This is a genomic window from Nocardia sp. bgisy134, from assembly GCF_057708325.1.
The window spans coordinates 122,744-144,782 of record NZ_JBYIRW010000011.1 but is presented as its reverse complement, the minus strand read 5'-3'; the positions used below and the strand labels follow the sequence as shown (position 1 = coordinate 144,782).

Sequence of the window (22,039 nt, the reverse complement as noted above, 5' to 3'; positions counted from 1 at the left end):
GATTTCGCAAAACGGCCCGTTTCGCACGTTCGGACGTAGGATGAAGACGGCCGATCACGGCCTCTTGGGGACGCATCGGCTGTCTTGCCCGAACGAAACACGTAGGGAAACACGATGAGAGTCAATCAATTCGCCGCTTCCGCCTTGCTCGCGATCGGGGCCATCGGAATATCCGCGGGCACGGCAGACGCCGCGCCCACCGACCCCGCCGCCGAGGTGTCCGTGCGCGGCGTCGACCACGGCATCGGCTACACCACCGGACCGACGTCGGACGGCAGCGGCATCGTCACCACCGTCGACGACGGCGCGTTCAGCCTGGCCGCCGACGCACGAACGGTCAGCCTCACCGACGCCACGGGCCGCATCGTCGCGACCCTGCCGACAGGCTTCACCGCCCAGGGCCAGACCTTCGGCCTGACACCGCGGATCACCGACGCGGGCCGGACGCTCACCCTCACACCTGCGGGCGCACCGGTGGCCGCCACCCAGCACCTGCGTCAACTCGTCGAATACGACGAGACCGTCGCGCGCAAGCAGCACAACGCCGCGGTCGGCGCGCTGATCGGCGCGGGCATCGGCGCGGTGATCGGCTTCTTCCTCGGCGGCGTCGGCGCCTTGGTCACCGTCCCGATCGGCGCGGGCATCGGCGCACTGATCGGCTTCGCCACTCCCTGATCGAGATCCGCCGCCGTCGCCGGATGCCGCTCCGGTGACGGCGCGCGGCGATCGGTAACGCCCGCGGTGCGACGGGCGTGTCCGCCTGCGTCGCAGCACGTTCGAGAGCGGCGCCGGTATCCGTCTGCGCTAGGCTCGCCACCGGGCGCCCACCTGCGCGCGCCCGCTCGGATGGCCCGCCCCAGGAGGCATGTCGCATGGCCGACGCCCGCTTCGCCCGCACCAAACGCATCATGCTGTGGACCGATCTCGGCTTCTTGGCCTACTGGGTCGCGACGGCGCTCGGCGCGGTCAGTGTCGGGACGGATCCCTTTCTGCGGCAATGGAACTGGTCGTTCCTCGGGCTCGATCTCGCCGCCATCGGCATAGGCCTCGCGAGTCTCGCTGTGGCGCGCAGGCAGCCGCCACTGGCCGAGCGGATGATGCTGGTCTCGCTGACCGCGACCGCCGCCGCCGGCCTGATGGCGCTGAACTTCTACGCGGTGCGCTGCGAATTCGATCCCGCATGGTGGATCCCGAACGCCTGGCTGCTCCTCTTCCCTTCCGTCGCCATGACCGTCATCATGGTCACCTCCGCCACTCGCCAGCAACTCCGCGATGCTGGATGATCGCTACCGCTCGTTCCGCGCGCGTAAACACCCCTTGTCGCGATGATCACCACTGATCACGGCGGGTTCGACGAGCTGCGCAACCAAGCTATGTTGGGTACGAATTCTCCTCGGGCACAACACTCTTCGGGCCGTACCCGCAGGCAACAGCAGCAAACGCCGACCGCGACAACCGTGTGACACGACACGGCCGACGCGCCGATTCGTTGTGAGAATCACTAAGTTCGGTGTGTCGTAATCATCGCTATGATCTTGGTTGCGATATGTTCGCCGAGAATTGGTGCCGCCGCCCGCGGCCCTGGGCAGCTACGGAGACGAAGGAGGTGTGCCAGCCTGCCACGACCATTCGCCACGACGGCGATGGCGTGGGTGCGTCTCCAGCGACCCGTCCCGATCGACAACTGTTCACGCGGTGACCGAAGTAGTTCCACCGCGTCGTTCCCACACTGCCAACCAGCCCACCGGTGGCCGCCGCGGACCCTCATCCCACGGTCGTCCATCGGCGATGCCCGATGCCGGAAAGAAAGACCGTGTCCAAAGTCGCGACTCGAATACTGATCCTCGTCTTGAGCATCCTGTCCCTAGGTGTGATGGGCGCGCCGGCGCAAGCCAGCCCCCTGTACCCCGAACCGGATCCGGATCCGTTCTACAGTCCGCCCGCCGAACTGGCCGCGCTGCAACCAGGCGACGTCGTCCGCACCCGCAGGATCGACACCACCCTCTACGGCGGGACCGAAGGCTGGCAGGTTGCCTTCCGCTCCACCAATTCCGGCGGCAAGCCGATCATGGCCATCACCACCGTCTTCCTGCCCGCGGGGGTGAGCAACCCACCGCTGGTCTCCTACCAAGCGCTGATCAATTCGCTCGGCTCCCGGTGCAACCCTTCGCGCTCGCTGTTCAACGGTGAACTGCAGGACGCGGTCGGCGCCATGCTGCCGATCGGCCGCGGCTGGGCCATCTCGATGCCCGACTACTTGGGGCCGACCGTCGCCTACGGCGCCGCCAAGCTCAGCGGGATGATCACGCTGGACAGCGTGAAGGCGGTACAGAAGGTCGCCGAACTCGGCCTCGGCAGTTCGCCGGTCGCGATCGCGGGCTACTCGGGCGGCGGCATGGCCACCGCGTGGGCGGCCGCGCTCCAGCCGACGTACGCCCCCGATCTGAAGCTGACCGCAGCCGTCGCGGGCGGCGTCCCGGCCGACCTCGAGGAGATGGCGCTCGGCCTCGGCTTCGAGCCACATCCGGGCTTCGGCCTCGCCTTCGCCGCGGCGATGGGCCTGGAACGGGAATACCCGGAGCGGCTGCCGATCTCGGATCAGCTCAACGAGAACGGCCTGTGGTTCCGCGAGTTCACCCACGACGCGTGCCGCCGCTTCCTGTTGTTCCACGGCGCCTTCCGCAGCGCGGAGCAGATGGCCGCGTCCAAGAGCCTGATGGACAGCCCCGAGGCGCGAGAAGTGCTGCACGAGAACAGCCTTCGCCTGTTCCCCGGCGTGCCGACGGTGCCGACCTACCTGTGGCAGGGTCGCTACGACACGCTGACGCCGTTCAACTCGCTGGCCGAGACCGCCGACCGGTACTGCAAGGCGGGTGCTCCGGTGAAACTGGTGCCCTACGATATCGCCGAGCACATGACCGCGGCGGTCGCCGGTTTCACCGACGCGTGGGACTATGTCGAGTCCCGCTTCCGCGGCGACCCGGTGCCCACCAGCTGCTGATCGACCGAACCCGAAGGGACGCCCCGCCTTGCGGCCGGGCGTCCCTTTCGTCTTTTCCGAGTGTCGCACCGGGCGTCAGAGCGAACCGCCGCCGCCGATCATCCACGGGTTGAACGTGCACGGCACGTCGACGGACGCCTGCGGGTCCAAGGCACGCAGCGCGATCGCGGCGGCGCGTGGCGAGTACATGAGCGTCAGGTGATCGGACATGTCCTGCTCGCAGCCGTCCTGCAGCGTGATGTTCTGCACGGGGGCGTCCGGACCGGGCTGCAGGAACGTCCATTCGAACGGGTTCGAGATCTGGTCGTGCCTGGTGCCGACCGCGGTGTACTCGACGCCGGGCACGGTGTCGCCGTCCGCGTTCAGCCTGGCGTAGAACTCCGAGCCGACGACCTGCTGGATGTTGGCCTGGCCGATCAGCGGCCGGTAGAAGCCGAGGATGTTGATGCCCAGGTTGGTGATGAGCCGCCCCAGGGTCGCCATGCCCATCAGCGAGGTGCCGTGGTTGGTGCCGCCGAAGGAGACGAGCTTGCCGACCTTGCCCGCACCGCCTTCGAATTTCAGGTACTGGCTGGAGACCGGGCCGCCCTGCGAGTGCGCGACCAGGTCGACCTGCTCGGCGCCGGTGGCGGCCAGCACGGTGTCGACGTACTCGCTCAGCTGACGGGCCGAATCCTCCATCGGACCGACACCGTAGCGGCCGGGCAGGAGCGGTCCGAGGCCGCCGCCCTCCAGCACGCCGACGCGGCCGAAGTTGAAGGTGAAGACGCAGTATCCCGCGCGCGCGAGCCGCGGCGAGAAGTACGCGAAAGTGTCGTAGGCGTTGAGCCAGGTGCCGTGCACCAGCACCACCGGACGCGGATGTTCCGCGCTGGGACGACAATTCGGCTGATTCGCGCCGGGGGGCGCCGCATCGGGATGGGACAGTCCGTTGACGAACGCCGCGAGGTAGGCCGACACCTCGGGCCCCTCGCCTGCCACCCGGGTCGCCTGGCTGCGCCCGGCCGAGCCCGAGCCGCTACCGGTGTCCACGATGGGCTGCACCTGCCTGCCGTCCGGCGCGGGCAGCAGCCCCGCACCGACCAGATCCGCGAGCTGTTGTTCGGTCGAGGCGGGCTCGGGCGCGGCCGACGCGGGACCGACGACGTGGGTCGTGCCGAGCACCGTCACACCCGCGACGATCGTCGCCGCGAGCACGCCGCGTAGTCGTTCGGTGGGTCTGTGCCTGGCTCGGGCCAGAGAGACAACCCGCATGAATCACGCTCCAAAACTAGCGATGAAAGTTTCCGATTCACCGTAAGGGCGATAAACTAGCAGTGCAAGTTTTTGTCTCCTGCGACAATGCTGCGACAGGACAAGGAGGCAAACTCGTGGCCCGACCCCGCCACCCGCTGCTCACGCGCGCGCGCATCGTGGCCACCGCGCTGGCACTACTCGACGCCGAGGGCATGGCGGCGGTGTCTACCAGGCGAATCGCCGCCGAGCTCGGCGTACAAGGCCCCTCGCTCTACAACCACGTGGGCACCAAGGACGAACTCATCGATGCGGTTGCCGACGCGGTGCTCGGCGAGGTCGACACCGGCATGTTCGCCGCGCTCGGCGTGGAGAATCCGGATTGGCGTACGGCGCTGTGGGATTGGGCCCACTCGTACCGCGCCGCCATGGCCGCCCATCCGAACATCGTCCCGGCGCTGGCGGGCGGGCCGGGACACCGCCCCAATGCGCTGCGGATCGCCGACGCGGTGTTCGGCGGCCTCGTCGCGGCCGGCTGGCCGCGCCGCGAGGCGACCACCGTCGGCGCGCTGATGCGCTACTTCGTCACCGGCTCCGCGCTCGCCTCGTTCGCCGCGGGGTTCCCGGCCGACGCCACCGTCTACGGCGGCGACTATCCGCACCTGAGCGAGGCCCACCTGCTCGCCGACCGGCAACACCGCATCGACGAGGATGCCTTCGAGGTCGGGCTCCGAGCCCTGCTGGACGGACTCACCGACCGCTACCGCGCCGTCCGCGCCGCACAGCCCGATCGCCACTGATTCGCCACCGCGCGCGGGGTATGCGTCCGGCGACGGCGAAGCGAGTCCGAATTGTCCGGATAGGGTGGAGCCGTGAACGTAGAGGTAACACCCTTGCCGGGTATTGGTGTACGCAAAGACTTTCCCTTGAAGAACAACCGGCGCGTCGGCGTGATCGACCACCGCGACGGCACTTTGGACCTGATCATCGGCAAGCCCGACAACCCCGACGTCACCGACCAGATAGCGCTCACCCAGCGCGAAGCGGCATTGCTCGCCACCCTGCTCGGCGCGCCGCAACTGGAGGCGCAATTGCAGGAGGAGCACCGCGAATTCGACGGTGTCACCACCCGCCAGCTCACCGTGCGCGGCGGATCCCCTTACGACGGCAGGCCACTCGGCGACACCCAGATGCGTACTCGCACGAAGACGTCCATCGTCGCGGTCGTGCGCGCCGGGCACGCGATCGCCTCGCCCGGACCGGATTTCGTGTTCAACGCCTTCGACGTCCTGATCGTCGTCGGCACCGCGGACGGCCTAACCGCCGCCGCCGGTATCCTCACGGACGGCTGAGGCATGGTGGCACACGAAACCGCGCTCGCGTTGATTCAGCTGGGCGCGGTCTTTTTCGGTCTCGGTCTGCTCGGGCGCGTCGCCGCCCGCATCGGCATGTCGCCGATTCCCTTCTATCTGGTCGGCGGCCTGCTGTTCGGCACCGGCGGTCTCGTCGAACTCGACCACGTCGATTCGTTCATTCACCTGGCCAGCGAGATCGGCGTCGTCCTGCTCCTGCTGCTGCTCGGCCTGGAGTACAGCGCCGCCGAGCTCGTCACGGGCATGCGCCGATCCTGGGCCGCCGGTGTGATGGACCTCGCGCTCAACGCCACCCCCGGCGTCCTGGTCGCCCTCTTCCTCGGCTGGGGCCTCGCCGGCGCCATCGCGATGGCGGGCGTCACCTACATCTCCTCCTCGGGCATCGTCGCCAAGGTGCTCAACGATCTCGGCAGGCTGGGCAACCGGGAGACGCCGACGATCCTGTCCATCCTGGTGTTCGAGGATCTGGTGATGGCGGGCTATCTGCCGGTGCTGACGGCGGTGCTGGCGGGCGCCGGATTCGTGGCCGGTCTCACCACGCTGGGGATCGCGCTGCTCGCCGTCACCGTGGTGCTCGTGGTCGCGCTGCGCTACGGACGATACGTCTCGATGATCGTGGACAGCGACGATCGCGAGATCTTCCTGCTCAAGCTGCTCGGTTCCGCCCTGCTGGTCGCCGGACTCGCCTCCGCGCTTCAGGTCTCGGCGGCGGTGGGGGCGTTCCTGCTCGGCATCGCGATCTCGGATTCGACGGCGCACAACGCCACCAAGATCCTGGAGCCACTGCGTGATCTGTTCGCCGCGCTGTTCTTCGTGCTGTTCGGGCTGAGCACCGATCCGGCGACCATCCCGCCGGTGCTCGGCTGGGCCTGCCTGCTCGCCGCGGTCACCACGGCCACCAAGGTCGCCACCGGCTGGTGGGCCGCCAAACGTGCGGGGAGCTCGCGCTACGGCCGGGCGCGCGCGGGCACCGCACTGGTCGCGCACGGCGAGTTCTCCATCGTCATCGCGGGATTGGCGGTCACCGCGGGCGCGGTGCCGACCGAGTTCGCGGCGCTGGCCACCACATATGTGCTGCTCATGGCCGTGCTCGGTCCGATCGCGGCGCGCGTGGTCGAGCCCGTCCTGGTGTGGCGCGACCGCCGAGCGGCCCGTCCCGCCTGACCGGCGCTCGCCCGCGCACCACCCGGCTCCGACACCCGGCCCCTCAGCGCAGCGGGGCCGTTTGGGTGTTCGATCGGCCCACGTACTCGTCGTTGAGCAGGTGATAGGCCTGCCCGAGATCGGTCAGCGCACGCCGCCAACGGGATTCGGCCTCGCCGCCCACGGGGCTGCGGCTGAGTTCGAGCAGCGCGGCGGTGGCGTCGGCCGACCGGACCGCGGCGGCGAGCAGCGCAGGCGCGGGCTCGGCGGTGGCGTCGGCGGCCATCGCGTCGATGCGGTCGTGCAATTCGACGGCGTCGGCGCACATTCGCTCGGCCGCGTCCTCGTGTGCGGTGTTCACCTGACCCGATTCACCACCGACCACGTGTTGCAGGAGACCGACCAACAGCGCGCGCTCGGCGGTGACATCCCGCGGCCCGTCGAAGGGCGGGTCCAGGTTGTTGTCCGGGTCGACGTGCAGTATCGCCAAGACGGCCCGCAACTGCGCGATGGTCACCACTTTCTCGGTCCCTCCCTGCCCTGCGCCGGGCTCCCGATATGTTCGCCCGCCTCGGATTTCCCCGTCACCGCCCATCCCTTCCTAGTCGGCCGCGCGGCGCGCGAAACTCCGTCGCCACCGGGCCGGGGATAGTGTTTGCCAGATCTTCACTGAACGAGGGTCAAACTATCCAAAACATCGGCGGATGTCTCGGGAATCGACATCTACGACGGGTCGCTACGGGGTGGCGGACCCGCGCCCACGGCGCGTCGCGATCTTGCTCGCGCACTGCCGATCGCGAATAGGATTGCCGGAGAAGCGCGCTCACGATCCGTGCGGCCGCGGGGAACGTGGGAGACGACAATGACCGGACCGCGACGGCCGACCGCCGCCTTGCGCCGGCTCGCCGCACTCGCGGTAGTGGTATTGACAACCGGTGGCTGCGCGACCTTGCTCGGTGAGCCCGCGCCGCCGCCCTCGGCCGACGAGATCGCGGCCGCCACAGCCGAATTGACCGATTTGCCGTCTTCCGAGGTGGCCGAGCGGCAGCTCACGGCCGTCGTCGACCAGATCGCGGCGGCCGCCTCGGCGATCGCTCCCGCACTGCGCTGGAGCCGAACCGAGGACCGCGCGCTCGGCCCCTGCTACGGACCATACGAACACACCGGCGGCAGGCGCGTCGTCCTGCCGCACTACCGAGCCGACGGTTCGCTGCCCAACGGGGCGTGGCCCGGGTTCCAGGAGACGGCCCGCGCGCTGGCCGCGTCCGTCGGCGCGACGGACATGCTGCCCGGCGCAGACTCGTCGCCGGACCGGTACGTCACCTTCGAGGGCTGGGACGGCGCGAAGTGGGACAGCAACACCGAGCTGTCGATCTACGCCGACGCGCGGTCGATGACGATCGCCGCGACCGTGGGCTGCCGGGTGCCCGACGGCCACTCGGCAGGCGGGTGAGGGTGATCAGGCCGCCAGGTGCGCGCTCTCCTCGCCGAGCGCCCGTTCGCGCAGCGTCTTCAGCGTCTTGGCGAGAATGCGCGAGATCTGCATCTGTGACACCCCGAGTCGCTCCGCGATCTGCGTCTGAGTCTTGTTCTCGAAGAACCGCATCACCAGCACCTGCCGCTCCCGCTCCGGCAGGTCGGCGATGAGCGGACGCACCGCCATCGCGTCCTCCAGCAGCCGGTAGCAGGGTTCCTCGGCGCCGAGCACGTCCACGGCGGCCCGCGCGGAACCGTCGTCGTCGCCGTCGCGGTACGCCGCGTCCAGCGAGCTCGACTGATAGCCGTTGCTCGCTACCAGCGCCTGGGTGATCTCGCTCAGCTCCACGTCCAGCTCGGCCCCGAGTTCGCGCGCGGTGGGCATACGGCCGAGCCGCTGCGCCAAGACGTCGGTCGCGGGCCCGATCGATTGCTGAATCTCCTTGAGCCGCCGCGGAACCCGCACCGACCAGGTGCGGTCGCGGAAATGCCGCCGCACCTCCCCCATCACGGTCGGCACCGCGAACGACAGGAACGAGCTGCCGCGGGAGACGTCGAAGCGGTCCACGGCCTGCACCAACCCGAGCCGGGCGATTTGGTGCAGGTCGTCGAACGCCTCGCCGCGGCCTGCGAAACGACGCGCGATGTGTTCGGCCAGCGGCAGGCACATCCGCACGATGTCCTCCCGCACCCGCTGCCGGTTCGGGTCGTTCTCGTCCAGGCTCGCCAGCTTCTCGAACCACGGCTCGACGTTGTCGTAGGTGTCCGTCCGGGCGATGTCGTCGTCCGCGGCGCGCACCGTCGATTCCTGTTTCATCCGATGTACCTCGTTTCCAACCGAATTCGACTACTGATCGGGTACCCGCCTCTCCGTTATCGAAACGTGATGGCGCACAATCGCCGATCACCTGCGCCGACGATCTCCCGCCACGGCATCAGAGGATGGGCCGCCCGCCGGTCACCGCGAGCCGCGCACCGGAGATGTAGCTGCTCAACTCCTCCTCATGAATTCCTGCGCTTTGGCTTTCACACCCTGGGCGATGAGGTGCATGGCATCGGGATCGCCGCGCAGCACGGCTTCGGCGGTGTCCTTCAACTGCTCCCAGGTTGCGTGCGGCGGGATGGGCGGCATCTCGGGATCGCATTTCACGTCGAGCAGCACCGGGCCGTCGGCGCTCAACGCGCGGTCCCAGGCGGGTCCGAGCTCGTCGGCGGAGTCGACCGTGATCGCGGCGAGCCCCATGACCCGGGCGACGTCCGCGTAGGACACATCGGGAAGCGACTGGGATTCCTCGAATTTCGGCGCGCCGCCCATCGCGCGCAGCTCCCAGGTCACCTGATTGAGATCGTTGTTGTGGAATACGCAGACCACCAGCCGCGGATCCGACCACCGGTGCCGGTAACGAGCGATGGTGAGCAGTTCGGCGAGCCCGTTCATCTGCATGGCGCCGTCGCCGACCAGCGCGATCGCGGGTCTGCCCGGATGGGCGAACTTGGCGCCGATGGCGTACGGGACACCCGGCCCCATCGTCGCCAGCGTGCCGGAGAGCGAACCGCGCATCTGGCCGCGGAAGCGCAGGCACCGGGCGTACCAGTTGGTAGAAGAGCCCGAATCAGCGGTGACGATGGCGTTGTCGGGAATGCGCTCGGACAGCTCCCAGACCACCCGCATCGGATTCAGTGGCCGCGCGTCCAGCATGGACTGCCGTTCCAGCGTCTCCCACCAGCGGGCCACGTTCTTCTCCACCGTCTCCCGCCACGACCGATCGGTCTTGCGCTGAACCAGCGGAATCAGCTCGGCCAGTGTGGATTTGGCGTCCCCGACCAGATTGACCTCGGTCGGGTACCGCATCCCGATCATGGTGCCGTCGATATCGATCTGCACCGCCCGTGCCTGACCGAACTCGGGCAGGAACTGCGAGTACGGGAAGTTGGAGCCGACGATGAGCAGGGTGTCGCAGTCGCGCATCAGCTCGTAGCTCGGCTTGCTGCCGAGCAGGCCGATCGGCCCGGTGACGAAGGGAAGATCGTCCGGAAGCACATCCTTGCCCAGCAATGCCTTCGCCACGCCTGCCCCCGTGCGGTCGGCAATCTCGAGCACTTCCTCGGCGGCCGAGCGAGCGCCCTGGCCGATCAGGATTGCGACGCGCGAACCGGCGTCCAGTATCTCCGCGGCGCGGCGGATCTGGTCCCGCGCGGGAATCACCTGTGCGGGCGGCACCGCACCCGGCGGGCTGGACGGCACCTGTTTGAACGCGTGCCCGGGTGGCTCGTACTCCTCCTCCTGTAGATCGGAGGGAATGATCACCGCCGTGGGCGCGCGCCGCGAAATGGCAACGCGGAATGCGCGATCGAGCGCGTTGGGCAACTGACTGGCGACGTTCACCTCGACCACGTAGTCGGCGACGTCCTGAAACAGGTTCTGTAGGTTCACTTCCTGCTGGTAGCTGCCGCCCATCGCGCTGCGCGCGGTCTGCCCGACGATCGCCACCACCGGCACGTGATCGAGTTTCGCGTCGTAGAGGCCGTTCAGCAGATGGATCGCGCCCGGCCCCGAGGTCGCGGTGCAGACGCCCGCGTTGCCGCTGAATTTGGCGTAGCCGGTGGCCTCGAACGCCGACATCTCCTCGTGCCTGGCCTGGATGAAGGCGGGATCGTCGTCGGCCCGCCCGAAAGCGGCGACCAAGCCGTTGATGCCGTCACCTGGATAGCCGAAGACCTGCTCGACACCCCATTCTCGCAGTCGCCGCACGACGTAGTCGCCGACCTGTTGGGCCATGGTTCCTCCCTGTCCGTGCGTCACTGGGCTGCCCGGCCTCCTAAGCGGTGGCGCGGCGATGTTTTCGGTGGCTGGTATCGCATAGGGGGTAGTTCTTCGAACGGCGGCACAGGCAGATCGCGACTTGGAAGCGGTCACAGCGGATGGTCTTCCCGTCGGCAGTCACGAGTTCGACCGGCCCCTCGACGAGGGCGGGACCGTCGGCGGTGAAAGTGACTCGCCTCGGCTCATTTTCGGATGCGGTCGGCACGGATCACCACCAGATCTTCCCTGTCCTGCCCCGGTTCGATGAGCCCGACCGAGGCGAGCCAATCGGCGCGCCCGCGCAACACGGGTCCAAACGGCACGGTGTGACGGGCCACGATCGCGGCTTTCAAGCCTGCGTCCCGCAATTGACACAGCGTGCTGTCCGGATCGGACAGCATCGAGTGCACGACCAGCGCCGCGCCGCGCGGATTCAGCAGACCCGGCATCATCCGGCACAGCCGGTCGAGGGCGTTGCGACCGTGCTCGCCCGCATCCCAGGCCCGCGCCGCACCGCGGCGCTCCCGCTGCGGCGCGGGGACGTAGGGCGGATTGGCCAGCACGAGATCGAAGCGGCGTCCACCCAGCACCGACGCGAAGTCGCCCCGGATCACCTCCGCCCCTATCCCCCGCACACGGCAGTTCAACCACGCGGATACCGCGGCGGAGCGCGAGATGTCCACGGCGGTGACCGCCGCGGCTCCGCTACGCACAGCGGCGATCGCCAGCGCCCCGCTGCCCGTGCACACGTCGAGCACGTGCCCACCGCGCGGGACGCCCGCTTCGCTCAGCGCCCTGGCCAGCAGCCAGGTGTCCGATTGCGGGCGGTACACCCAGGGCGGTCGAATCAACATCACGTACAGCGGGTAGCCGGATCGCGCCGACCTAATCGGCCCGCGTCGCCGAAACCCGCTCACTGTCGCGCAGCGAACTGCGCCCCGCCTCCCAACAGTCGAGCACATGATCGGCGAACTGGTCCTCCAGCAGGTTCGTCGCCTGGATGCCGAACACCACCGATTCGGTCAACGCGGGCTCCTGGGCGAGCAGATCGCCGATCACGTCGCGGCGCATGACCTGTTCGTGCACCGCGTCGGCTTCCACGTGCTCGCGGTAGAACAGGGTGCACGCCGGGTCGGCGTCGAGGCGGCGCAGTGCCTGCACCATCCGCTGCGCGCCCGGCGGCGAGCTGATCTCCACGGTCGCGAAATGCCCGACCAAGGCCCCGCGCAGGGACCGGTGCAGACCGAACAACGAGATCGTGTCCATCAGTGCGAACATCGGCGCGGGGATGACGTTCAGGTAGTGCAGATAGTCCGGATTCAGGCCCGCCGCGGCCATCAGGTCCGCGTACAGCCGGGCGTGTACCCGTTCGCCGCGCCCGCCGCCGAACTCGTCGAACTCGACCGCGACCAGCGACGCTTTCGCCTGGCCGCGCAGGCGGGGAATCGCCCAGGCGTACGGGTCCGCCTCCTTGTGGTGATAGAGCGAGCGGTGTACCAGGTACTCCCGCATCTGCCACCATTCGCCGCGATCGAGCAGGAACTGGCTGGGCCCGCGCGCTTCCACCGGCGTGACGAGCAGCTGTTCGAGTTCTGCTTCGAGATCCGTCCCGCCGGGGACCGCGTCGCGCAGCGCGTTCAGGAGTCGCTGTTCCATCGCCGCACGCAACGCCAGCAGGGCCGTATCCCACTCCCAGCCGGGATCGACCTCCGCGAAACCGTAGTAGTGCAGCTCGTAGCAGGTGTGCAGCGCGAGGAGCAGATCCTCGCCGAACGGATCGACCGGCCCCGGCCGCGGTGCGGCCCGCCCCGGCGCACCGCGCAGTAGATCGACCACCGCCGCGGACAGATCACCGCGCGGGTCGGGCAGAGGGAGGGCTTCCGGGGCCACGATCGCTGTCATGCTGGTCGCTTACCCGGCTCGGGCGGCGGTTATCGCCCAGTAGTGACGCTGCCTGGACCCTTCAGACATCACGAGACGCAGCGGTTGTCACGAGACGCAGCGCAGCCGCTCGGCGGCGACTTCGGCGATCGTCGTGGCGGCCCGCACGGCCGCGCCACGCGTCTGCCACGCACGCCAGCGGCCGGTGTCCAGGTCGCGCGCCCGTGCCAGCAGGGCGGGCCAGTCGTCGAGATCCGGCCAGCCGTCCACCGTGATCGCCATCCCGGCCGAGGCGAGCGTGTGCGCAATGGCTTCCTGTTCGCCGAACGGGCGCGGCGCGGGCACCACGACGGCGGGTTTGGCGGCGGCGGCGACATCGGCGACCGCGCCCTGCCCCGCGTGCGTCACGATAACGTCGGCCCGGCACAGCTCCGGCCACGGATCGTCCACCAGATCACCCAATCCGACACTGCGCCAATGGTATTCGTGGTGCCGCAGGGCGCAGGCGCGCACCTTCGCCGCGGTGAACGCCCCGCCGCACGCACCGCCGACGACCAGCACGGTCGGCCGCCCGTCGGGTGGCGGGAACGCCGGGGGGCGGCCGTCGAATCGGGTGATGCCGCCGACGTAGCGGGTCTTGTCCGCGTAGGGGCGCAGCCACAGCGGATCGTAGAGATCGCGCGTCCACCCGGCGATCAACCGGTCGGCGACGCGGTACATCAGCTGGTGGGCGGGATCACCGCGGGCGCCGGGCAGCGCCATGCAGACGACAGGCACGCCGTGCAGCCGGGCCAGCAGCGCGACCTCGACGGACGCGTCCACCACCACCGCATCCGGCCGGGTGTCGGCGAGCCACGCCGCGATCGTCGCCATCCGCTCGACGAGCCCCCGGTCGTGGCGGGGTGCCCAGTGCAGAACCCCGGCGGCAGTGGGGTCGGCGGTCACCGCGGCGGGGTTGTCGGCGGGCAGGTGGACGACGTCGTCGAAGACCTCGTCGCCGGACACGGTCAGCGCGGACAGCGCGGTCACCGGCTGGGCGAGGCAGGCGCGGATACGGCGAGCGCGGAGCAGATGACCCGAGCCGTGATGGTGGATGTAGTAGCCGATCACGTGGCCCTCCACTGTCCGGTGGGCCACGCGCCGGTTTCCGTTGTGGCCATCGGACCTCCCGGCGGAACTGCTGTTACCTGCGATGATGCGGATCTACCCGGCTGCGGGCGGGACAAACCTAGATCACGTTCGCCCCCGCTGACCTCGGCGCTTCGTTTGCCGAAAGCGGACGAGGGTAGGCGGTCGGTGGTCCACCAGCGACACCACCGAGCCGAGGAGGCAGCGATGCAGATCGGATACAAGCTGGCGGCAGAGGGATTCGGCCCCGCCGAGCTGATCCGCCAGGCCGTGCAGGCCGAGCGCGCCGGCTTCGATTTCGTCGAGATCAGCGACCACTTCCACCCCTGGCTCGACAATCAGGGCCACTCCCCGTTCGCCTGGACGGTGCTCGGCGCCATCGCGGCGCGGACCGACCGCATCGGCATGGCCACCGGCGTGACCTGTCCGATCCTGCGTTACCACCCGGCGATCGTGGCGCAGGCCGCCGCCACCATGGCGCTGGTGTCCGACGGACGCTTCACCCTCGGCGTCGGTTCGGGCGAACGGCTCAACGAGCACATCGTCGGCCTGGAGTTCCCCGACTCGGTGCGGGTGCGCCACGACATGCTGCGCGAGGCGCTCGACATCATCCGGCTGCTCTGGAGCGGCGGCTATCGGTCCTACGAGGGCCAGTACCTGCATCTCTCGGACGCGCGGATCTTCGATCTGCCCGACGAGCCGCCGCGGATCGCGGTCGCGGCGGGCGGCTCGTCGTCCGCCAAGCTCGCGGCCGAACTCGGCGACGGCCTTTTCGCGACCACCGCCGACCCCGGGATCGTCCGGCACTACCGCGAGAACGGCGGCACGGGGCCGCGCTACGCCGAGGTGCCGCTGGCCTGGGCCCCCGACGAGCACACCGGCGCGCAGGCCGCGCTGGAGACGACCCGCTGGGCGCTGTCCGGCTGGAAGGTCATGAGCGAACTACCCAATCCGGTCAACTTCGCCGCCGCCAGCGCCACCGTGCGCGAAGAGGACATTCGCGACCACTTCACCTGCGGCTCCGATCCGGAGCGCTACGTCGAAGCCGTCCGTGCCTACACCGACGCCGGATTCGACCATCTCGTCCTCCAGAACGCCGGACCGGACCCGGACGGCTTCCTCGAGTTCTATCGCGACGAACTCGACGAGAAGCTGCGCCGCTCGCTCACCCCCGCCGCTAGTCCGAGCTGAGCGCCGAGCGCCTCGCGGTTGCGCGCGCCCGCCGCCGTGCCTCCTGCATCTCGGCGAGCTCCTGTTCGAGCGCCTCGGCGATGCGGAACTGGCCGGTGTCGTAGATGCCCGACGAGCGAACCACCTCGTGGAGGGCGCCGTCCGGATCCGGCGGCGCCGCGTTGCGCTCCTTCGCGCTCGCCTTCTCCTTGACCGGGCGCGCCGCGGTCGGCTTGTCGATCTCGATCGGCTTGGTCGGCGGCGGCGGAGTCTGCCGGACGACCACCTTGGCGGCCACCGGCTCCGGCGTCCGCGCCGGGGTGGGCTCGGCCACCGGCTTGGTCACCTTCGCTGCCGCGGCGGGCTTTTCGACCTTCTTCGGCTCGGGCTTCTTCGGGGTCAGGGCCGGGGCTGCCACCCCGTTGACCGATACCTTCCCGTTGCCGCTCGCGGCCCGCGGGGCTTCGGCGAAGGCGTCCTCGACATCGGGCACGATCTGCTCGACGTCGACCTCGGGCTGCGCGTACTGCTCCTCGACGATCTCCCGCTCGGCGACGTGCACCACGGGAGCACCCGCTGCCGCGGCCGCCGCAGCCGCCCGCAGATTGACGACCGCGGGCAAGCTGCGCCGAATCTGCTCGGCCGGATCGGGCAGTTCGCGGACCTGTTCGGTGGCCCGATGGATGGCGAGGCCGTACCGCGCGCTGGCGGCGTCGTGAATCAGCAGAGCCACACCGATCATCACCGGGGCGATCGCGTGCACGGCCACCTCGTACCACTGGCCGCCCCGCAGGTACGGGTAGGTGTTGAGACCGACGGTCAGTGTCAGCAGCGCCATCTCGGCGGCGGCGACCTGACGCCGGTTGTCGATGACGCCCCACTCGGCCACCTTGTTGGTGCCGATCATGATGATGATCAGACAGACGCTGATCATCCCTTCCAGCAGATAACTGAACCAGTAGAGCGGATCCTTCGCTCCGCCCGGCGCGATATTGTGCTGCACGTTGACCGCGGACCACAGCATGCCCGCACCGACCACACCGGCCAGCGCGCGCAGCGACCAGGCGCGGTGTCGGTACAGCGAGGCGAGCTTCGCGTGCGGACTGGATTCGCGCCGCTGCGCGGCAATCGCCTTGCGGGCGAGCAACAGATCTCGCATATCGGCCTTCGCGATTTCCTCCGCCGTGTGCCTGGCGCGGTCGGAGGCGACCGCGGCGGCCTGTACCTCTTTCCACCGCTGTCCACGGTCCTGTTCGCGAATTCGCTCGGCGAGGTCGCGTTCGGCGTGTAGTTCGTCTTCGGACAACGCCTCGGTCAGAGCCGGGTCGAACTGATAGGCAAGCCGTCCGCGGGCCTTTTCGACCCGTCGCGCCAGCTGCGTGACCTCGTCCTCGATGGGGTGCTCTATGGTCAAATCGACCTCCGACCGTGGAGATCCGATGGCAGGCAAGTGATCACGAGTGTGAACAACACCCCACATTCATAGTCGATGCGTCGTTGCCAGCAAAACTATAGATTTGCCGCGTCGCGAATCCAGTCGGCGCGCCGGGTCCGACACGACGGGGATAAGGATGTCCCATCGAATCATGGACGGCGCGTTCGCGCTCGCGCTGACGCGGAACCGCCACCGAGATGTCCGCGGGCGCGCGGTCCACGAAGATCGACCGCTCTGCCGAGATCAGTTCTCCAGCAGCGTCGCACCCACCGCTTGCACGCCGCCGAGGACCTCGTCGACGCGACGCAGCGTATCGGCGTGCAGGCCGATGTTCGCCGCGAACAGATTGTCCTCGATATGGGAGGGAGTGCGGCTGCCCGGAATCGGGACCACGTGCGGATCCTGGTGCAGCAGCCAGGCGAGCGCCAACTGACTCCGGCTGATGCCGAGCTCGGTCGCGATCGCGTGCAGCGCGGCGTAGGAATCGTTGTTCGCGGCGAGATTGGCCGCGTCGAACCGGGGCAGATTGGCGCGGAAATCGTCGTCGCCGACACGATCCACCGTGCCGGTGAGGAATCCGGCGCCCAACGGGCTCCACGCGACCACACCGACACCCAATTCCCGTGCGGTCGCGAGCAATTCGGGATCGACCGGACGCCACATGGACCATTCCGCCTGCACCGCCTGGACCGGATGCGCGGCGTGCGCGCGGCGCAACTGCTCGGCGGTGACGTTGGACAGGCCGAGATAGCGCACGAGGCCGTCGGCCACCAGCTCACCGACCGCGCCCGCGGTGTCCTCGATCGGCACCTCGGGATCGGGGAAGTGCGGGTAGTACAGGTCGATCACGTCGGTGCCGAGATTGCGCAAGCTCTGCTCGGCGTAGCCGCGCACGTAGCGTGGCTCGGCGTTGACGGCCAGCTCGCCGAACGCGAAGCCGACCGGAAATTTGTGCGCCGCGGCGCCTTCGGGGATGCGGAAGCCGAACTTGGTGGCGACGGTGACCTCGTCGCGGCGGCCGCGGAGCGCGCGACCGATCAGTTGTTCGTTGTGGCCGTCGGCGCCGTAGCCGTCGCTGGTGTCGACGAGCGTGGCGCCCTGGTCGAAGGCGTGCCGGAGCGCGGTGCGGCCGCGGTCGTCGTCGACGGCTCCGTACATGCCCGGCGAGAGCACCATTGCGCCGAAACCGACTGCGGATACCGGGATTTCGCCGAGGTGGCGCACGGGGATCTTGGTCATGACACCACTCTCGCCGACGACGCACCGCGCCGTCCAAGTCATGTTGGTATAACCAACCGTTATGGACGTCGATCTGCGGGACCTGCGCTACCTCGTCGTGGTGGCGGAGGAGGCCAACTTCACCAGGGCCGCGGCACGCGTCTTCGTCTCGCAACCCGCGCTGTCCAAGCAGATCCGGGCACTGGAACGCCGCCTCGGCTTCGACCTCTTCGACCGCACGCCGCGCGGCGTCACGCTCACCGCGCAGGGCGCCGAACTCCTGCCTGCCGCGCGCGAGATCCTCGAACGATGGGACCGCGCCTACCCGCGCGCCCAGGCGATCGGCCGCCCGCGGACCCTCGTGGTCGGCATGCAGACTGCGGTGGGACGGGACTTGCAGCGCCGCGCGATCACCCGGTTCCGCGCGACCGCGCCGGACTGGACCGTCTCGCTGCGCCTGGTCGGCTGGTCGGATCCGACGGCCGGGCTCGCCGACGCCTCCAGTGATGTCGGCATCGTCTGGCTGCCCATCCCGCTCGACGGGCTGAGCACCCGAATCCTGCGTCGCGAATCCCGCGGCGTGATGCTGCCCGAGGGTCACCCCCTCGCCGACCTCGCCACGATCGCGTTCACCGATCTGCTCGACGAACCGTTCGTCGCGCTGCCGAGCGCAGCCGGGTCGCTGCGCGATCACTGGCTGGCGATCGAGGCACGCGGCGGGCATCCGGTCCGCATCGGCGCCGAAACCACCGGGGCGGACGAGACGTTCGAGGCCATCGCCTCGGGGCTCGGCGTCGCCTTGGTGGCGGCGGGCAACGCCGACCTGTATCGACGGCCCGGCCTGGTGTATCGCCCGGTGGACGGTCTCGATCCGGCCGAGCTGGCCGTCGCGTGGCGCCGCGACGACACGCGACCGGCCACCGCTCTGTTCGTCGACTGCCTCACCGAGCACTGAGACGGTGCGGCACGCCGCGCGGAGATAGCCGAGTGGTTACTCGATAGCCAGTACGGTGTGCCTGAACGTGTGCGACGGACCACCGACGAGTCACGGAGGTACACCATGGCGCGGCGAGCGCTCGGCAGGCCCGCGATCGTGCTTGCGGCGGTCGCCGCGGCGACGGTCGGCACGCTCGTCCCCGGCACTGCGCACGCCCAGAACACCGATCCGATCACGGCGAACCACGTCTTGTTCGCGCACCCGGTGGCGGCGGGCGGTTCGCGCATAGTGGATTACACCGTCGTGGACGACCGGCACCTGACGCTGAGCGTGTACTCCGCGGCCATGGACAAGCCGGTCACCATCACCGTGCAGCGACCGGCCGACACGTCCGTACCGCGCCCGACGCTGTATCTGCTCTCCGGCGCGGACGGCGGCGAGGGCACCGCGAACTGGGATCACCGCACACCGCAGGCGCTGGAATTCCTCGGCACCAAGGACGTCAACGTCGTGCAGCCCATCGGTGGCGCGTGGAGCTACTACGCCGATTGGCGGGAGCCGGATCCGAAGCTCGGTGTGAACAAATGGCAGACCTTCTTCACCCAGGAACTGCCGCCGCTGATCGACGGCGCGCTGGGCACCAACGGTCTCAATGCGATTGCGGGACTGTCGACTTCGGGTACCTCGGTGCTGCAACTGCCGATCGCGGCGCCCGGTCTCTTTCGCGCGGCGGCGGCCTACAGCGGATGCGCGCAGATCAGCGATCCGATCGGGTACTCGTTCGTCAACCTGTCCGTCGGGGTGTGGGGCGGCGGCAACACCGACAACATGTACGGCCCGGAGGGCGATCCGATGTGGGCGGCCAACGACCCGTACGTGAACGCCGAGAAATTGCGCGGGGTGGAGTTGTTCATCTCCAGCGGCAGCGGGCTGCCCGGCCCTTACGAGACGCTCGACGGCCCGTTCGCGCTGCCCGGCGTGGGCGGACTGGCGAACCAGGTGCTCCTCGGCGGCCTGATCGAGGCGGGCGTCAACTACTGCAGCCACAATCTGCAAGCCAAGCTGAATTCGCTCGGCATCCCGGCGACCTACGACTTCCCGCCGACCGGAACACATTCCTGGGGTTACTGGCTCGACGCGCTGAAGCTGTCCTGGCCGGTACTGGCGCGTGGCCTGGAGCTGCCTGCCTGATCCAGCTGGGTATGGATTCGGTTCGCGGCGAGAGTCCGGCCGCTCCCGGCGATTCCTCCCCCGGCATTCGCGCCAGCCGGCGCGACGGATCGGTTTACGCTGGGTGACTGACCGGTTGCCAAGGCAATGCTGACATCCACTCATTGATCTTCGATCAGTAGGAGGAACGGATATGCCTACTCGTGACACCGCTTGGCCGCAGGGCACGCCGTGCTGGGTCGACTGCCAGGTCGACGACCCCGCTCGGGCCAAGGAGTTCTACTCAGCGCTGTTCGGCTGGGAGATCGACGAGGGCCCGCCGGAAGCGGGTGGTTATCTGATGGCGATGCGCAACGGATCCGCGGCGGCGGGCATCGGACCCAAGCCGGAGAACATGGCGATGCCCTCGGTGTGGACGACTTACTTCGCCGCCGATCGCGCCGACGATGTGGCGCAGAAGGTGACCGCCGCGGGCGGCACCGTCCTGATGCCGCCGTTCGACGTGCTCGATGTCGGCCGCATGTTCGTCGCCACCGACCCGACCGGCGCGGCCTTCGGCGTGTGGGAAGCCAAGCAGCACACCGGCGCGCGGATCTACAACGAGCACGGCGCGTACTGCTGGAACGAGCTGCACACCCCCGGCTACCAGCAGGCGCAGCAGTTCTACTCCTCGGTGTTCGGCTACACCTACCAGGAGATCGGCGACGGCCAGAACTTCGTCTACTCGACGTTCACCGTGCCGTCGGGCAGCGACGTCGCGGGCGGCATCAACGACGACACCAAGGGGCGGCAGACCGAAGCGCCCCCGCACTGGCTGGCCTGGTTCCAGGTGGACGACACCGACGCCGCGCTCGCCAAGGCGGCCGAGCTCGGCGCCGCCGTGCTGGCGGGACCCGACGACAGTCCCTTCGGCAGGATGGGCGTGCTCCGGGGACAGCAGGGCGAGGTGTTCGCGGTCATCGATCCGACTCGCGCCGTCGGCCAGCCGCCGACGCCGAGCTGACCGACAGCCTCGCACCGGAAAGCGCCACTGGCGTAGCTCCGCCCGCGCACCCACAGTGCGCGGGCGGACTCGGTCCGCCGCCCGTCAGGCCGCGCGGCGCAGGCCGACGAAGAAGCGAACCCACCCCGGATAGCCTCCGGTGTCCACCTCGTACATCTGGAAGTCGACGACGATCGGCCGGCGGGTCACGCGCTCACGCAGACGCAGGACCGCCGAGGCGTCGGCGAAATCCACCACGCCGTCGCCCCACATGCGGCGGAAGTCCGGATACCTGCCGAGCTCGTCGAGCAGCGCGGCCGACCATTCGCCGGGCGGTGTGCGGCCCATGCGCGCCCGCAGCGTCGCGACCGACAGTCGCGCGGCTTGTTCCCAGTCGACGAGGACGTCTTCGGCCACCGGGTCGCCGAAGATCCAGTGCAGCAGATTGGCGCCCTCGGGCAGGTCGTGCAGCATGGCGGAGGCGACGGCGTTGCAGGCCAACAGATTGCAGCGGGAGTCGACATAGCCCGCCGGATTGGGGTCGTGCAGCTCCAGCCCGCGCCGCATCGCCGGGGTGATGTCGGCGCGCAACTGGGCCACCGTGGGAATCACGGTGTCGGCCAGCCCCGCCAGATCGAACAGATGCCTGCGCTCGGCTCGGCTCAGGGCACACACGCCGTCCAGCGAGCGGGCCAGCGCCTCGACGACCGACCGCGTCGGGTGATCGCGCTCGCCCTTCTCCAGGTGGGTGACGTAGCTGGCGCTCATGCCGGTGACGGTGGCGAGCTTCTCCCGGGAGATGCGGCGATCGTCGCGCAGCTGCCGAAGCCATCCACCGAATGTCGGCGGGCGCACCGTATGCCGGTCGCCGTCTCCGCTCGGCCGTTCGACCACAGCAATCCTCCCGGGCACGTCGGGCACCGCGGTGCACCGGCGTCGAACCGGCTGGGCGACCGATTGCCTCGCAGAATAACGGGCAGCGACGGCAATGATCGAGCTAATCGGAGCCCGCCCGCAAGCGCGGCGTGTCGGCCCGGTTCGCCACTCGATTGCCGAGTGCTATCCCCGACGCTACAGCCGCTACCAGGG

General features: G+C 69.2%; 22 protein-coding genes. 11 read left to right on the top strand and 11 right to left on the bottom strand.

The features are described 5' to 3' along the window. Nucleotides 1-114: 114 nt before the first annotated feature. The 3 genes from AC3ERS_RS20635 to AC3ERS_RS20625 all read left to right on the top strand — a co-directional run bounded on the left by AC3ERS_RS20635 (nucleotide 115) and on the right by AC3ERS_RS20625 (nucleotide 3,001). On the top strand, nucleotides 115-675 hold the full coding sequence (locus AC3ERS_RS20635; RefSeq protein WP_431969678.1) for a DUF8020 domain-containing protein: 561 nt from the start codon (nucleotides 115-117) through the stop codon (nucleotides 673-675). A gap of 197 nt (nucleotides 676-872) precedes the next feature. Continuing rightward, a complete protein-coding gene (locus AC3ERS_RS20630; RefSeq protein ID WP_431969677.1) occupies nucleotides 873-1,283 on the top strand; it encodes a DUF5360 family protein in 411 nt (136 codons plus the stop codon). A gap of 590 nt (nucleotides 1,284-1,873) precedes the next feature. Continuing rightward, nucleotides 1,874-3,001 carry a lipase family protein gene (locus AC3ERS_RS20625; protein ID WP_431969800.1) on the top strand — a complete coding sequence of 376 codons (1,128 nt, stop codon included), beginning with the start codon at nucleotides 1,874-1,876 and terminating at the stop codon, nucleotides 2,999-3,001. Between the two features lie 75 nt (nucleotides 3,002-3,076). Here the strand turns inward: AC3ERS_RS20625 and AC3ERS_RS20620 are convergent, their stop codons facing one another. Continuing rightward, entirely contained in the window at nucleotides 3,077-4,255 is a 1,179-nt protein-coding gene (locus AC3ERS_RS20620) for an esterase/lipase family protein (RefSeq protein ID WP_431969676.1), read from the bottom strand. Nucleotides 4,256-4,371: 116 nt separating this feature from the next. Between AC3ERS_RS20620 and AC3ERS_RS20615 the strand changes: the two genes are divergently transcribed. From AC3ERS_RS20615 to AC3ERS_RS20605, 3 genes are all read left to right on the top strand, one after another. Continuing rightward, nucleotides 4,372-5,034: a TetR/AcrR family transcriptional regulator gene (locus tag AC3ERS_RS20615; protein WP_431969675.1), complete on the top strand. Its 663-nt coding sequence runs from the start codon at nucleotides 4,372-4,374 to the stop codon at nucleotides 5,032-5,034. A gap of 72 nt (nucleotides 5,035-5,106) precedes the next feature. Beyond that, complete coding sequence (locus tag AC3ERS_RS20610) at nucleotides 5,107-5,586, top strand: cation:proton antiporter regulatory subunit (protein WP_431969674.1); 480 nt, start codon at nucleotides 5,107-5,109, stop codon at nucleotides 5,584-5,586. Between the two features lie 3 nt (nucleotides 5,587-5,589). Next, nucleotides 5,590-6,771 (top strand): cation:proton antiporter, encoded by a 1,182-nt coding sequence (locus AC3ERS_RS20605; protein ID WP_431969673.1) that lies wholly within the window; start codon nucleotides 5,590-5,592, stop codon nucleotides 6,769-6,771. A 43-nt stretch (nucleotides 6,772-6,814) separates the two neighbouring features. Here AC3ERS_RS20605 and AC3ERS_RS20600 read toward each other — a convergent pair whose 3' ends face one another. Further along, the gene (locus tag AC3ERS_RS20600) at nucleotides 6,815-7,270 is read right to left on the bottom strand and encodes a hypothetical protein (RefSeq protein WP_431969672.1); all 456 of its coding nucleotides are present in this window, start codon (nucleotides 7,268-7,270) and stop codon (nucleotides 6,815-6,817) included. Between the two features lie 342 nt (nucleotides 7,271-7,612). Here AC3ERS_RS20600 and AC3ERS_RS20595 point away from each other — a divergent pair, with 342 nt between their 5' ends. Then, a complete protein-coding gene (locus AC3ERS_RS20595; RefSeq protein ID WP_431969671.1) occupies nucleotides 7,613-8,203 on the top strand; it encodes an LppA family lipoprotein in 591 nt (196 codons plus the stop codon). A gap of 6 nt (nucleotides 8,204-8,209) precedes the next feature. Here AC3ERS_RS20595 and AC3ERS_RS20590 read toward each other — a convergent pair whose 3' ends face one another. The 6 genes from AC3ERS_RS20590 to AC3ERS_RS20565 all read right to left on the bottom strand — a co-directional run bounded on the left by AC3ERS_RS20590 (nucleotide 8,210) and on the right by AC3ERS_RS20565 (nucleotide 14,020). Then, nucleotides 8,210-9,043 (bottom strand): RNA polymerase sigma factor SigF, encoded by an 834-nt coding sequence (locus AC3ERS_RS20590; protein ID WP_431969670.1) that lies wholly within the window; start codon nucleotides 9,041-9,043, stop codon nucleotides 8,210-8,212. Nucleotides 9,044-9,217: 174 nt separating this feature from the next. Next, nucleotides 9,218-11,005, bottom strand: coding sequence for a thiamine pyrophosphate-requiring protein (locus AC3ERS_RS20585; protein WP_431969669.1), 1,788 nt, complete (start codon nucleotides 11,003-11,005; stop codon nucleotides 9,218-9,220). A 40-nt stretch (nucleotides 11,006-11,045) separates the two neighbouring features. Then, nucleotides 11,046-11,255 (bottom strand): CDGSH iron-sulfur domain-containing protein, encoded by a 210-nt coding sequence (locus AC3ERS_RS20580; RefSeq protein WP_431969668.1) that lies wholly within the window; start codon nucleotides 11,253-11,255, stop codon nucleotides 11,046-11,048. Continuing rightward, entirely contained in the window at nucleotides 11,233-11,883 is a 651-nt protein-coding gene (locus tag AC3ERS_RS20575; RefSeq protein WP_431969667.1) for a HemK2/MTQ2 family protein methyltransferase, read from the bottom strand. Before AC3ERS_RS20575 ends, AC3ERS_RS20580 begins: the two co-directional genes overlap by 23 nt. A gap of 31 nt (nucleotides 11,884-11,914) precedes the next feature. Then, entirely contained in the window at nucleotides 11,915-12,931 is a 1,017-nt protein-coding gene (locus tag AC3ERS_RS20570) for an iron-containing redox enzyme family protein (RefSeq protein ID WP_431969666.1), read from the bottom strand. An 87-nt stretch (nucleotides 12,932-13,018) separates the two neighbouring features. Then, on the bottom strand, nucleotides 13,019-14,020 hold the full coding sequence (locus tag AC3ERS_RS20565; protein WP_431969799.1) for a glycosyltransferase: 1,002 nt from the start codon (nucleotides 14,018-14,020) through the stop codon (nucleotides 13,019-13,021). A 225-nt stretch (nucleotides 14,021-14,245) separates the two neighbouring features. On the opposite strand from AC3ERS_RS20565, the gene AC3ERS_RS20560 reads away from it, so the two are divergent. Then, nucleotides 14,246-15,229, top strand: coding sequence for a TIGR03557 family F420-dependent LLM class oxidoreductase (locus AC3ERS_RS20560; protein WP_431969665.1), 984 nt, complete (start codon nucleotides 14,246-14,248; stop codon nucleotides 15,227-15,229). Here the strand turns inward: AC3ERS_RS20560 and AC3ERS_RS20555 are convergent. Next, nucleotides 15,216-16,622, bottom strand: a complete 1,407-nt coding sequence (locus AC3ERS_RS20555; RefSeq protein ID WP_431969664.1) for a hypothetical protein — start codon at nucleotides 16,620-16,622, stop codon at nucleotides 15,216-15,218. The two genes, AC3ERS_RS20560 and AC3ERS_RS20555, sit on opposite strands and share 14 nt — an antisense overlap. Nucleotides 16,623-16,886: 264 nt before the next feature. Then, complete coding sequence (locus tag AC3ERS_RS20550) at nucleotides 16,887-17,882, bottom strand: aldo/keto reductase (protein WP_431969663.1); 996 nt, start codon at nucleotides 17,880-17,882, stop codon at nucleotides 16,887-16,889. 61 nt (nucleotides 17,883-17,943) lie between these two features. On the opposite strand from AC3ERS_RS20550, the gene AC3ERS_RS20545 reads away from it, so the two are divergent. From AC3ERS_RS20545 to AC3ERS_RS20535, 3 genes are all read left to right on the top strand, one after another. Beyond that, complete coding sequence (locus AC3ERS_RS20545; protein ID WP_431969662.1) at nucleotides 17,944-18,816, top strand: LysR family transcriptional regulator; 873 nt, start codon at nucleotides 17,944-17,946, stop codon at nucleotides 18,814-18,816. Nucleotides 18,817-18,921: 105 nt separating this feature from the next. Continuing rightward, nucleotides 18,922-19,989: an alpha/beta hydrolase gene (locus tag AC3ERS_RS20540; protein ID WP_431969661.1), complete on the top strand. Its 1,068-nt coding sequence runs from the start codon at nucleotides 18,922-18,924 to the stop codon at nucleotides 19,987-19,989. A gap of 172 nt (nucleotides 19,990-20,161) precedes the next feature. After that, nucleotides 20,162-20,971, top strand: coding sequence for a VOC family protein (locus AC3ERS_RS20535; protein ID WP_431969660.1), 810 nt, complete (start codon nucleotides 20,162-20,164; stop codon nucleotides 20,969-20,971). Nucleotides 20,972-21,055: 84 nt separating this feature from the next. Here AC3ERS_RS20535 and AC3ERS_RS20530 read toward each other — a convergent pair whose 3' ends face one another. Continuing rightward, complete coding sequence (locus AC3ERS_RS20530; RefSeq protein ID WP_431969659.1) at nucleotides 21,056-21,844, bottom strand: helix-turn-helix transcriptional regulator; 789 nt, start codon at nucleotides 21,842-21,844, stop codon at nucleotides 21,056-21,058. Nucleotides 21,845-22,039 lie beyond the last annotated feature (195 nt).